This is a genomic window from Dolichospermum circinale AWQC310F, from assembly GCF_000426925.1.
Taxonomy (GTDB): domain Bacteria; phylum Cyanobacteriota; class Cyanobacteriia; order Cyanobacteriales; family Nostocaceae; genus Dolichospermum; species Dolichospermum circinale.
Map to the genome: position 1 here is coordinate 228,404 of NZ_KE384663.1, position 12,676 is coordinate 241,079.

Genomic DNA, 12,676 nt, shown 5'->3' on the forward strand with positions numbered 1-12,676 from the left:
TAGCCAAAATCACAACACTTTTAACTAGGGGTAAATTTTAAATATGAAAGCATTATTACGCAATGACGAAGCTGGAAGAATTGAAGCACTTTTACAGTACAGAATTCTTGATACTCAGTCCGAACGGGAGTTTGATGATATTACCCGTTTAGCTTCTTTTATTTGTGCAACTCCCATGGCCGTAATGACCTTAGTTGATACAGACCGCCAATGGTTTAAATCTAAAATTGGGCTAGAAGCATCAGAAACACCCCGTAGTATGAGTTTTTGCAATCATGCTATCCAGCAACCAGATCCCATGATCATTCCCGATGCTACTTTAGATCCAAGATTTGTGGATAACCCTTTGGTGACATCAGATCCCAATATCCGTTTTTATGCGGGCATACCCCTAATTAATGATGACGGTTATGGCTTAGGAGCGCTGTGTGTTATTGATGACATACCAAGACAACTCGCACCACAACAGATAGAGGCATTAAATATTTTAGGTCGCCAAGTCATGCAACAATTAGAATGGCGGCGTAATTTAGATAGTTTGCTTCTCTCAACGGTATTAGATACAGTTAATGCTTTAGTGATAGTTCTTAACCCAGAAGGGGAAATTATTGGATTTAATCGAGCTTGTGAAGAAACCACGGGTTATTCTGACAATGAAGTTAGAAATCAATGCTTTTGGAACGTATTTACAGAACCGAAACGCCGTCGAACAGTGCGATCTATTTTTGAAAAAATTAAATTAAGTAAGGGGTTAAGAGAATATGAAAATTATTGGCGAATAAAAGACGGAAGTCTGCGGCTAATTAATTGGTCAAACAGAACGGTTTCAAATGAAAATGGTGAAATTGAATTTATTGTTTGTACCGGCATAGATATCACTGAACGCAAACAAGCTGAAGAGTCTCTAAAACGACAATTAGCAGCAGTGGAAGCAACGAGTGATGGCATTAGTATTGTTGATAAACAGGGTAATTATCTTTATCTCAATAGCTCTTACGTGAATATATTTGGCTATAGTCATGCCACGGAATTGCTAGGAAAAAATTGGCAAGAAGTGTATGAACAAGAGCAGGTTAAATTGTTTGAAAAAAACATATTTCCTGAACTAATGAAACAAGGTTACTGGCATGGAGAAACAATTGCTCAAAGAAAAGATAGCAGTAACTTTCCCGCAGAAATGTCTTTGACAAAGTTGAAAGATGGCGGATTCATTTGTGTAGGCCGTGATATCAGTAAACGCAAAGAAGCCGAAGAAGAACTAAAATACTTGAACTTGCGATCGCAATTATTAGCTGATATTACTTTAAAAATCCGCAGTTCTTTGCAGATAGATGATATTCTGCAAACTAGTGTTACAGAAGTACAAAAACTGTTGAAAACTGACCGTGTAGTAATTCTAGAGTTGTTGGCCGATGGCTCTTTAACAGCGCGGAAAGAAGCATTAATTCCCGGTATTCCAGTTGTTATGGGGACAAATATTGTTGAGCCTTGTTTGACAAAAAATTACATCGAGAAATATACTCAAGGATGGATTGGTGTGATTAATGATATTGAAAAAGCTGACATTCGGCCTTGTCATATCGAACTATTACAAAAGTTTAATGTCAAAGCTAACCTAGTTATTCCTATTTTTCTTAAAGATGAATTTTGGGGTTTACTAATTGCTCATCATTGTACCCAACCCCGTCAATGGACTAACTGGGAAACAGAATTTCTCAAGTCTTTATCTGATCAAATAGGTATTGCTTTAGCTCAAGCTAAATTGCTGGAATCGGAAATTCTGCAAAGACGAGAACTGGAAATTGCTCGTCATCAAGCTGAGTTAGCATCTCTGTCCAAAAGTAGTTTTTTAGCGAATATGAGTCATGAAATTCGCACCCCCATGAATGGCATTTTGGGCATGACTGGTTTATTATTAGAAACTCCTCTCAACCCAGAACAAAAAGATTTTTTAGAAATAGTTCGCGTCAGTGGGGATGCTCTTTTATCTCTGATTAACGAAATTTTAGATTTATCCAAACTTGAAGCTGGAGAAATGATCATCGAAAGCATAGATTTCGATCTTTGTAATTGTCTGGAAGAAGTGCTAGATTTATTAGCTCCTCAAGCACATCAAAAGGGACTAGAAATTGCCACACTGGTACAACAGAATGTCTATAAATATCTGAGGGGAGATGTTGGGCGCTTACGACAAATTATCATGAATCTGATTGGTAATGCTATTAAATTTACCAAACAAGGAGAGGTATTATTAGAAGTAGAATTGAAGTCAGAAACTCAGGATCTAGTCATTCTCAACTTTACTATTATAGATACAGGAATTGGTATTAGTCTTCAAGATCAAAACAAACTTTTTCAAGCATTTAGCCAAGTTGATGCTTCTATTACCCGTCAATATGGTGGCACAGGTTTGGGATTAGCAATTTGTCAACAATTAGTAAGTTTAATGGGTGGAAAAATTGGCGTAAAAAGTCAGATGGGTAAAGGATCTCAATTTTGGTTTGAGCTACCTTTTCTGAAGCAAATCCAGCCTTCTTGTCAGATTTTGGAGCTTAATATATTGACTAACAAGCGGTTGTTAGTAATAGATGACAATGGCACTAACCGGAGAATTATTTATCATCAAGCTACTCATTGGGGAATGTTGGTAGATGAAGCTGCTTGTGCAAATACTGGTCTTGCAGCTTTACAAAAGGCTGCTGCCGAAAATCACCCCTATGATATTGTTCTCATTGATATGCAAATGCCTGTGATAGATGGTCTAACGCTGGGATCACAAATTAAAGCTAATGCTGCCATTAGCAATATTCCTTTAGTTCTATTGACTTCTAGTAATCAAAAGGATGAATCGAAAAAAGCAATCAACATCGGATTTATTAGTTATTTAGTTAAACCAATAAAACCTTCTCGCTTGCTAGATACTATCATGGATATCTTAGGAAGCCAAGCAAAATTAGATAATTTCCAATCTTCTAAAATTGAGCAATCTTCTATAACTGTGTTGGATGAAAAGATACCTGATTCGACAAAATCAAAGTTAAAATTGCTCGTAGCAGAAGATAATCCAGTTAATCAAAAAGTTATCCTCAAGCAACTCCACAGTTTAGGGTATAAAGCTGATATCGTCGCCAATGGCCAAGAAGTTTTGGAAATGTTGGATAACATTGCCTATGATTTAATTTTGATGGACTGTCAAATGCCAATTCTCGATGGTTTAAAAACTACAAAAGTAATTCGTTCTCGGCCAATAAGTTCATTTGTTAATCACCGACAACCTATAATTATTGCTATTACTGCTAATGCTATGAAGGAGGATCAACAGAGTTGTTTAGATGCTGGTATGGATGACTATTTTAGCAAACCAATTACTAAGGATAAATTAGCAGCATTATTAGAGCTTTGGAGTTCGAAAATTATGGCGGGACGAGTAGTGACTATTCCTGACCCTGAGCCAGCAGTTTTAATGACAAATAATCCGTTAACAGATTTACCAATTGATTGGGAACATCTACATCAAATCTCAGACAATGATCCAGAATTTGAGTTAGAAATATTAAAAGTTTTTGTGGAAGATAGCCTGTTTCATGTGGAGGGAATTAAAGCCGCAATTACCGTTAATGACTTTCATCAACTGGCCAGGGAAGCTCATCATCTTAAAGGTTCTAGTGGTAATGTTGGTGCTACAGCCATGCGGAAAATTGCAGAAGAACTAGAACAACTCAGTCGCAAACAGAGTTTTGTCGGTGCTTATCAATTGGTACTAGGATTAGTTGATTTTATCAACAAGATTCAAGGATTTTTAATTAAGTGCTGAAAAAGTTTTTTCGTTCCCTGACAAGGTTATCCATGAAGTTAGGTTGACCGTGGTAGAGACGTTCCATGGAACGTCTTTACATAGAGCCGACTCTTGTTAGCATTCGTTAGCTTTTTTGGTTCGGCCAACGACCGACCGCTTGACCAATTACCGCCAATTCTGACATTAATTGATCAAAAGCGTCCGGTGTTAAGGATTGGGGTCCATCGGATAACGCTTTGGCTGGGTTGGGGTGAACTTCAATCATAAGCGCGTCCGTACCCGCAGCGATCGCCGCCATGGCCATAGCAGGGACAAACTCGGACCAACCCACACCATGACTAGGATCAATCATAATTGGTAAATGGGTGAGTTTCCGCAACACCGGCACAACCGACAAATCTAGAGTATTGCGGGTATATTGACGGTCAAAAGTTCTAATTCCCCGTTCACACAAAATCACATGAGGATTACCCGCTGCTAAAATATACTCAGCCGCCATTAACCAATCCTCAATAGTTGCAGCCATACCGCGTTTTAACAGCACAGGTTTATGTTGCGCTCCTACTTTTTTAAGCATGGAGAAATTCTGCATATTTCTCGCCCCCACCTGAATCACATCTGCGACTTGGCCAATTTTCTCCAAATCTTCCGTATCCATAACCTCGGTAATAATCCCCAACCCGCTGACTTTCCGGGCGGTAGCTAACAATTCCAAAGCACTTTCACCATGACCTTGAAAAGCATAGGGTGACGTACGGGGTTTATAGGCCCCACCTCGCAAAAACTTAGCCCCCGCAGCCTTTACCCGCAGCGCCGTTTCTACAATCATCTCCTCATTTTCCACCGAACACGGTCCAGCCACAACCACCAAAGGATGATGTTCACCAAACACCACATCTCCTTGAGGAGTATTTACCACCACCTCAGAAGCTTCTCCATGACGGAATTGACGACTAGCCCGTTTATAGGGTACTTCCACTCGTAATACTTGTTCAATCCATGGACTTAATTCTTGAATACGGGGGGGGTCTAAATCAGCGGTTTCCCCAACTAAAGCAATGACCACCTTATGTTGACCAATAATTTTTTCTGGAGTTAGTCCCCAACTAGATAATTCTGTAGTAATGCGATTTATTTCTTCCTGGGGGGAACCAACCTTCATGACGATAATCATTTACGAGTTCCTTTTGTAGTAAATTTTTGATTAACTAACTTGAGATTAACAAGGAAAACCTATGAAAAAAAGCGTTACCCGCAAAATTTTATCTATGATAGGTTTGGATAATTTGGGATAATACTCATCATAAATTACCTTACCAGTGGTTTTGTATGATGCTTCTTTGCGAATAGCATAGCGAGCTACATGATAGCCACATTGATAACATCCTCATATATATCTGCCATTTCTAAAATTAATCCAACGGAGTCTAAATGTAATTTATCATCACGATTAATCAAAGTTTGTATAGTCCAATTTCTTTTTTCATCTTGACGATAAACCTCTACTTTAACTTGATCCTGAGAAATCAAAACATATTCTTTCAAACTTGCTAAACTGCGGTAATTAAGAAGTTTTTCCCGTCTATCTATAGTTTCTGTACTTGGTGATAGGACTTCAATAATTAAACAAGGATAATTCAAAAAATAACGGTCTTGATCTTCCGTGTCGCAACTGACGATGACATCAGGATAGTAAAATATAGTTTGATTCTCATGAGCTAAATTTATTCTTACTTTCATGTCAGACATGAAAACATTACAGGAACTACCCCGTAACCGAGAACGCAAAGGCGAATAAACATTTCCAGAGATTATATTATGTTCTTTACTACCTCCAGCCATAGCAAAGACCTCACCGGCAAAATATTCATGACGAATATCGCTAATTTGTTCTAACTCCAGATATTCTTCAACAGAGAAAAAGTAAAGAGGGGACTGCATAATTATAATTTTTTCCGGCTTAATAATTCTCAAATTATGATCAAATCCTTCACCAACATAACAATATAACTTATTTGAGGATTTCGGGTTCTCAAACTCTTCCTCTCTGCGCCTCTGCGCCTCTGCGTGAAACCTTGATCAAAATTATGTTGTTATAAAATAGCCCTAAAATCCCTACCAATTTAACAATATAGCGCCAGGTATTTTTGGCTGCATATTGGGTATAAACCAGAAAAAACTTATTTTCCAACTTACCCCAGATTACAGTTATGACCTGGACGCTGATTATTAGATGATGATTAGACGTTCTTTTTCCGGGTATCACGCCAAACTTCGGTCATCCTTCCCCAGTTAGTGCTAAATTCATCCAAACCGATCATATTTCCCGGTCTTTCCACGTCCCAAGAAGCGGAAAGAACACCATAGGTAATTCCCAACACGCCTAAACCAAATAATCCCATATTCACCAATAAAACGGCGATAGGCGGAAGTTGGATATGAGCTAGAGTAACTAGCAGATAGCTAACTACCAAACTAGCAATACCCAAAAATGTGGGAATACCGCAAAAAGCAGCCACTCGGCGAATCATGCGCTGGCTCACCACTTCAGGAATAGCCATTTCTTGTTTAGAATAACGACGTTGCTGTTGCGGTTTTTCCTGGGTTTCTTGGGTTTTAAGGACGGGCTGAGTTATGGACTTAGCGGATTTTTGACGCTTTTTGTTTGGTTCAAAAGGTAATTTACTACGTTCCGATTCTTCAGCAGCCATAAGAATAGTTCCTAACCGCGAATACCGAGACGAGTAATTAAAGCTTGATATTTTTCCCGGCTACCTGCTTGGATGTAAGCTAGAAGACGCTTTCTTTGACCAATCATCTTCAATAATCCTCTGCGGGAGGAATGGTCTTTCTTATTAACTTGCAAATGTTTACTGAGTTGGTTAATCCGGTCAGTGAGCATTGCTACTTGAACATCAGCCGAACCAGTGTCGGTTTCATGAACTTGGTAGCCAGAAATGATTTCTTGTTTGCGCTGTTGCGTCAGAGCCATGATAGATTAGGTCTTTATTGTTTGTAAATTTGTGTAGCAGTTTCCTATAATATCACACCTATCCATTCCTGTGGCAACTTCCTGATCAGGAGTCAGGAATGCAGCAATCACCCATTACCGCTTACTCTGGTGATTTAAGGGCTTGATCTAAAATTTGTCTAGCTTGTTCGGCTTTTGATTTTGCTTCGTGGTAACGGAGATTGGCCTGAGCAAAATTTTTGAGAACCTTAAAACCTTCTTTGAGATTGGTTATTTCTTCCTCGGTGACGGATTTATCAGTAAATAGCACATCAATGGCTTTGCGAATTTCTAAGGCTTCTGTGCGCGATTCTTGGACTTTTAACTTTAAAGAAGCTAAATTACTGAGAATTTGCACCGCTTGGGTAATTTCATCTTCACGACTAGAAGTATCTGTCGTTGGTTCTTTGATTTCAATTAACTGTTGGGGACCAAATCCTGCTTCTAGTTCGGTTGGTAATTCCCCCGCTTCCATAAGTTCCATTAGCTGATCCATTGCTTTGTCACGGGCTTTAGCGGAATCTTTACCAGGAACAATCAGGATAATTTCTGGACTTTGAGGAATAGTGTATTGAACCATAGGTGTATATATAAATTTCAGCTAATTGGTGATAGGTACGGAATAATGAATTAACCGCAGTCCAGAAACCACTATAAGGTATTATTGCAATTAAGAACCGCAAAGACAAGAAATATTAGTTCAATTATACTTAATAAAGGTCAACCAAAATATAACAAAATGACAAATTTATGACTCCCAATTCCGCCATTATGCGTTCTGTGGAACAACTGGGCTACCGCGTCACTGTTGGTGATGTGGCCACACAGATAGGATTAAATATAGCTGAAGTCAATCAAGGTTTATTAGCTCTAGCTGCTGACGCTGGGGGACATTTACAGGTTGCAGAATCAGGTGATGTTGTTTACCAATTTCCCCGCAATTTTCGAGATATTTTACGCAATAAATACTTGCAAATACGGTTGAAAGAATGGTGGAAAAAAATCTGGTCTGTGCTATTTTACTTAATTCGGATTTCTTTTGGTATTCTTTTAGTTGCTTCTATCATTTTGATTACTGTAACTATTTTCATTATTATCACTGCTAGTTCAAATCGGGATGATGATAATCGCGGTGGTAGTAGTTCTAGAAGTAATAATTTCTTCTTTTTCCCTGATTTATTCTGGTATTTTAGCCCAAATTATGGCGATAATTACCAAGAACGACGAAGAGAAAAGGGCGAAAATAGTGAAATGAATTTTTTGGAAGCGGTGTTTTCATTTCTCTTTGGTGATGGTGATCCTAATGCTAATTTGGAAGAACGCCGCTGGGAAGACATTGGGGCTGTGATTAGTAATAATCAAGGTGCAGTAGTAGCAGAACAAATTGCTCCTTATTTAGATGATATTGGCGAAAAATATCAACAAGAATATGAGGATTATATGTTGCCTGTGCTGGTAAGATTTAATGGATTTCCCCAGGTAAGTTCAGAGGGTCAAATGGTATATTATTTCCCAGAATTACAGGTAAGAGCTAGTAAAAAACAGCGGCGTTCAATATCTGAATATCTCCATGAATTTTCCTGGAAGTTTAGTGCAGCTAGTTCTGGACAAATTCTCCTCAGTGCGGGTTTAGGCGGAGTGAATTTTGTTGGGGCTTTGATTTTGGGAAATTTATTGAGAGATGGCACAATTGCGGCTCAAATTGGCGGTTTAGTTGCTTTTGTGCAAGGTATTTATGGATTGTTATTGGCTTATGGTACGGGGTTTTTAGCCATTCCCTTAATTCGATATTTCTGGATTAAACGGCGTAATGATAAAATTACTACTCGCAATTATCAACGCCAAGAACGATCTAGATTATTAGCAGGTGCGGATACTTCTTTGCAGAAGAAAATCGCCTTTGCTCGTGAATTTGCAACGGAAAAAATCATTAGTAAAGAAGATTCTGTTTATTCCACAGAAACAGATTTATTAGAACAGGAATTTCAGAATAAGCAAATAGGTGATTAGTCAGTGGTCAGTTGTTAGTTGTCGGTTGTTAGTTGTCGGTTGTCAGTTGTCAGTTGTCAGTTGTTAGGTAATAGGTAATAGATAATAGGATGATATTTATTTTTCTCTTGCAAGAGCGCCTATTTTGTTTGAATGGGTGTCAAGGCTACACCTTGATAGTAATATCCTAAAATTTGTAGATGGTTTGCACCACGTTTTGCTAATTCATAAGCCCCCCATTGACTCATTCCTAAACCATGACCAAAACCTAATCCTTGGAGGATAAAACTACCATTTGCGTCTTTATTGACAATGAACCGCGTACTTTTAATTTTTAGTGCGGTTCTCACTTCTTCACCTTGGAGAATTTTAGTGCCTTTATTACCGATAATTTTCAGAGTTTTGACACTTCTAAAAGGTGAAACATTTTCGATAATCATCTCTTTGACATTACCAATACCGGCAATTCTGGCACTAATTTCTCCGGGGGTGAAGGTTTTTGTCCAGTTACATTCTTTGATTTTTTGATCAAAATCGGGAACAGCACGCAAATAAGGTTCTCTGGTACTCCAGACATCTTCGACGTTTTCAGTGTGTCCACCGGAACAAGCATGAAAGACAGAAAGAATAATTTGATTATTGTAGGTTAATATCTTGCCTGCTGTCTGGTCTGCTGCGTTGTAGGTTCTGGGAGATTCACTGCTTACACCTTTATAAATTTGCCAACGATCTGGACTATCCCCTAAATCATACACCGGATTTCTTCTCTGTCTTTCGCGCTCATAAAGGGCATAGGTACGGGCTGCTATGGCTTGGGCTTTGAGGGCTTCCTCCGGCCAGCTAGAATTCATTTCTCCACCAATGACGCTGTAGAGATATTCTTCTAAATCTACCCAGTTCACAGCAGTTAAGCCGTTACCTGTGGGTACTACTAAGGTTCTACCACGAAACCAGCGATCGCCAATATAAACAAATCCCTTATTTGTTGGTTCAATCCAAAATAACCCTGATTGCCATCTGTCTAAGGCAATTCCCCCGGCAACCGCTTGAGCGGCAAAGGGTTTCATTCCTGGTAATTCTCCTAATGTCTTACCCCTACTATCTTTGACAATAGCGGTTGTGGAAGCACCGACTTTTACCTGTTTAACTTCTCTTGCAATGGCCACACGCAGAATTACAGACCCTTGGGCAGGAGCAAGTAAAACAAACCACAGTAGTATACCTATCCACCAATGTCTACCTTTAAGTTCAGAAAAAAAACTGCCTAATAATAGTTGAAATTTCATTTTAGTTGTTTAACTATAAGCGTCTACTGTTTACTTTTTATATATTTGTATATATTTGGTTCTTATATAACTGGGGCGCTAGGATTCGAACCTAGGGATGGCGGGACCAAAACCCGCTGCCTTACCACTTGGCTACGCCCCAAGGAATTAACTTTAGATAATATAGCAGTCCTTCTGGGATTATGTCAACTGTTTTGAAAAAAAATTTTTTTGCTGATGGGGAATGGGCGGTTAAGGGGTTTTTTGAGAAAAAAATATTTATTGCTTATTGCCAACTGATTGCCAAAAAATGGGGTGTTTGTAAAATTTTACAGCCTCCACAAAATTGTATTAATAGTAACAGAATTTTCCATGTCAAGATCACTCAGATAGAAATATAAAAAAAGATCAAATTTTTAGTAAAATTTTGGTTAAGCTGATGTTAAGCTGACTAGAAAATTAGAATTTAAGTAACTTTTAAGACAGAAAAAAGTAGCGAAAAATACGAATTGTATTTAATCAGGATCAACATCGTAGACGCAGAGGAAAGAAAACAAGTGTTGAAGAAAGTAGTTATTACCGGGTGTTTAACTTTATTGATGCTGGGGGGGTTGTTAACAGGGAATGCTTGGGCAGCGGGGTCAACGGCTGCAGCACCCCCTGATACAGGAGATACAGCATTTATGTTGATCTCATCTGCCCTGGTATTGCTGATGACACCGGGATTAGCGTTCTTTTATGGTGGGTTTGTGCGATCGCGCAATATCCTGAACACATTAATGATGAGTTTTGTATTGATGGCCATTGTTGGAGTCACTTGGGTTGTGTGGGGTTATAGTCTTTCCTTTGCCCCTGGTTTACCTTTCATTGGTGGTTTACAGTGGTTAGGTTTAAACGGTGTTGGCTTAGAAACAACAGGTTATCTGCAAGGTTCAGCCCCAGCAGAAGTGGTATCCTACGCGCCAACAATTCCCCATCAGGCATTCATGATCTATCAAGCCATGTTTGCTATTATCACTCCAGCATTAATATCAGGTGCGATCGCTGAACGGATGAGTTTCCGTGCCTATTGCCTATTTGTAGTGCTGTGGTCAACGTTTATCTACACACCCCTAGCGCACATGGTGTGGGCTAAGGGAGGATTTTTAGGTTTATATGGCGGTATAGGCGCTCTAGACTTTGCCGGTGGGACAGTAGTACATATTAGTTCTGCTGTTTCGGCACTAGTAGCAGCTATTGTCCTCGGTCCGAGAAAAAACTATCCAGATCGTCTGAGTCCTCCCCACAATGTCCCCTTTATTTTGTTGGGTGCTGGCTTACTTTGGTTTGGTTGGTTTGGCTTTAACGCTGGTAGTGCCTTATCTGCTGGCACAGTAGCCACAGTAGCCTTTGTGACTACTAATACATCCGCTGCCGCCGGGTCGTTAATGTGGTTGATTTTAGAAGCTACATTACGGGGAAAACCCACCGCTGTAGGGGCAGTGACCGGTGCTGTCGCTGGTTTAGTTGGAATCACCCCAGGGGCGGGATTTGTCACCCCTCTAGCCGCAATCTTCATCGGTTTGATTACCTCTTTCCTCTGCTTCTATGCTGTCAGTTTTAAACACAAGTTACAGGTTGATGATGCCCTAGATACCTATCCTGTCCATGGTGTTGGCGGTACTATCGGGGCGATTTTAACGGCTTTCTTTGCCACAACTGAAGTTAATTCTGGCGGTAAGGACGGGGTACTGCGTGGTAACTTGAGTGAATTATTTGTGGAATTAGCAGCAATTGCTCTCGCCTATATAATTGCTGGGGTGGGGACTTGGATCATTCTGAAAATTATTGCGGCTACAGTTGGTTTAAGAGTCCCAGATCAAACAGAAAATCAAGGCTTGGATATCCATGAACACGGGGAAGAAGGTTATAACTTGTGAGTTCGCAGACCGAATTTCTAACTAATAAGTAATTTAATTTATTAGGGATATCCGGTAAAGATTGTAGAGACGTGACCTGGAACGTCTCTACAAGGGTTGTAAGTCAAGCATATTTTATTTTCACCTGATGTCTATTAGGGTCAGAGGTAACAAATTAGTAATTGTGGATAGATTTTATTTCAGTAAAGAAATATGATTTTGATACCTCTTCCCTGTAACCTGTTCCCTCTTCCCTGTAACCTCTTCCCTGTAACCTGTTCCCTCTTCCCTGTAACCTGTTCCCTCTTCCCTGTAACCTCTTCCCTCTTCCCTGTAACCTCTTCCCTGTAACCTGTTCCCTCTTCCCTGTAACCTCTTCCCTCTTCCCTGTTCCCTGTTCCCTGTAACCTGTAACCTGTTCCCTCTTCCCTCTTCCCTCTTCCCTCTTCCCTCTTCCCTGTAACCTGTTCCCTGTTCCCTGTAACCTGTTCCCTGTTCCCTGTTCCCTGTAACCTCTTCCCTCTTCCCTGTTCCCTGTTCCCTGTAACCTGTAACCTGTTCCCTCTTCCCTCTTCCCTCTTCCCTCTTCCCTCTTCCCTGTAACCTGTTCCCTGTTCCCTCTTCCCTCTTCCCTGTAACCTGTTCCCTGTTCCCTGTTCCCTCTTCCCTGTTCCCTGTTCCCTGTTCCCTGTTCCCTGTTCCCTGTTCCCTGTTCCCT

General features: G+C 39.9%; 9 protein-coding genes, 1 tRNA gene and 1 pseudogene. 3 read left to right on the forward strand and 8 right to left on the reverse strand.

The window, feature by feature from the left end; all coding sequences use genetic code 11:
- The first annotated feature begins 43 nt into the window (after positions 1 to 43).
- A complete protein-coding gene (locus ACIR310F_RS0101485; RefSeq protein WP_028082296.1) occupies positions 44 to 3,814 on the forward strand; it encodes a response regulator in 3,771 nt (1,256 codons plus the stop codon).
- A gap of 106 nt (positions 3,815 to 3,920) precedes the next feature.
- Here the strand turns inward: ACIR310F_RS0101485 and aroF are convergent, their stop codons facing one another.
- The 5 genes from aroF to ACIR310F_RS0101510 form a co-directional block, all read right to left on the reverse strand.
- Entirely contained in the window at positions 3,921 to 4,970 is a 1,050-nt protein-coding gene (gene aroF / locus ACIR310F_RS0101490; RefSeq protein ID WP_028082297.1) for a 3-deoxy-7-phosphoheptulonate synthase, read from the reverse strand.
- A 185-nt stretch (positions 4,971 to 5,155) separates the two neighbouring features.
- The gene (locus ACIR310F_RS0101495) at positions 5,156 to 5,737 is read right to left on the reverse strand and encodes a Uma2 family endonuclease (protein ID WP_028082298.1); all 582 of its coding nucleotides are present in this window, start codon (positions 5,735 to 5,737) and stop codon (positions 5,156 to 5,158) included.
- Positions 5,738 to 6,036: 299 nt separating this feature from the next.
- Entirely contained in the window at positions 6,037 to 6,507 is a 471-nt protein-coding gene (locus ACIR310F_RS0101500; protein ID WP_028082299.1) for a PAM68 family protein, read from the reverse strand.
- An 11-nt stretch (positions 6,508 to 6,518) separates the two neighbouring features.
- The gene (rpsO, locus tag ACIR310F_RS0101505) at positions 6,519 to 6,788 is read right to left on the reverse strand and encodes a 30S ribosomal protein S15 (RefSeq protein WP_028082300.1); all 270 of its coding nucleotides are present in this window, start codon (positions 6,786 to 6,788) and stop codon (positions 6,519 to 6,521) included.
- 121 nt (positions 6,789 to 6,909) lie between these two features.
- The gene (locus ACIR310F_RS0101510) at positions 6,910 to 7,386 is read right to left on the reverse strand and encodes a hypothetical protein (RefSeq protein WP_028082301.1); all 477 of its coding nucleotides are present in this window, start codon (positions 7,384 to 7,386) and stop codon (positions 6,910 to 6,912) included.
- A 170-nt stretch (positions 7,387 to 7,556) separates the two neighbouring features.
- On the opposite strand from ACIR310F_RS0101510, the gene ACIR310F_RS0101515 reads away from it, so the two are divergent.
- The gene (locus ACIR310F_RS0101515) at positions 7,557 to 8,816 is read left to right on the forward strand and encodes a hypothetical protein (RefSeq protein ID WP_028082302.1); all 1,260 of its coding nucleotides are present in this window, start codon (positions 7,557 to 7,559) and stop codon (positions 8,814 to 8,816) included.
- 119 nt (positions 8,817 to 8,935) lie between these two features.
- Here the strand turns inward: ACIR310F_RS0101515 and ACIR310F_RS0101520 are convergent, their stop codons facing one another.
- Entirely contained in the window at positions 8,936 to 10,081 is a 1,146-nt protein-coding gene (locus ACIR310F_RS0101520; RefSeq protein ID WP_028082303.1) for a SpoIID/LytB domain-containing protein, read from the reverse strand.
- Between the two features lie 70 nt (positions 10,082 to 10,151).
- A tRNA-Gln gene (locus ACIR310F_RS0101525) sits at positions 10,152 to 10,223 on the reverse strand.
- 436 nt (positions 10,224 to 10,659) lie between these two features.
- Between ACIR310F_RS0101525 and ACIR310F_RS0101535 the strand changes: the two are divergent.
- Positions 10,660 to 12,004, forward strand: a pseudogene (locus tag ACIR310F_RS0101535) (ammonium transporter).
- A gap of 149 nt (positions 12,005 to 12,153) precedes the next feature.
- Here the strand turns inward: ACIR310F_RS0101535 and ACIR310F_RS25090 are convergent.
- The coding region (locus tag ACIR310F_RS25090) for a hypothetical protein (RefSeq protein ID WP_196803144.1) at positions 12,154 to 12,676 on the reverse strand (523 nt) is incomplete at its 5' end.

Coding starts and splice junctions, on each gene's coding strand:
- ACIR310F_RS0101485 (WP_028082296.1), top strand. CDS start 44: ATGAAAGCATTATTACGCAATGACGAAGCTGGAAGAATTGAAGCACTT.
- aroF (WP_028082297.1), bottom strand. CDS start 4,970: ATGATTATCGTCATGAAGGTTGGTTCCCCCCAGGAAGAAATAAATCGC.
- ACIR310F_RS0101495 (WP_028082298.1), bottom strand. CDS start 5,737: ATGCAGTCCCCTCTTTACTTTTTCTCTGTTGAAGAATATCTGGAGTTA.
- ACIR310F_RS0101500 (WP_028082299.1), bottom strand. CDS start 6,507: ATGGCTGCTGAAGAATCGGAACGTAGTAAATTACCTTTTGAACCAAAC.
- rpsO (WP_028082300.1), bottom strand. CDS start 6,788: ATGGCTCTGACGCAACAGCGCAAACAAGAAATCATTTCTGGCTACCAA.
- ACIR310F_RS0101510 (WP_028082301.1), bottom strand. CDS start 7,386: ATGGTTCAATACACTATTCCTCAAAGTCCAGAAATTATCCTGATTGTT.
- ACIR310F_RS0101515 (WP_028082302.1), top strand. CDS start 7,557: ATGACTCCCAATTCCGCCATTATGCGTTCTGTGGAACAACTGGGCTAC.
- ACIR310F_RS0101520 (WP_028082303.1), bottom strand. CDS start 10,081: ATGAAATTTCAACTATTATTAGGCAGTTTTTTTTCTGAACTTAAAGGT.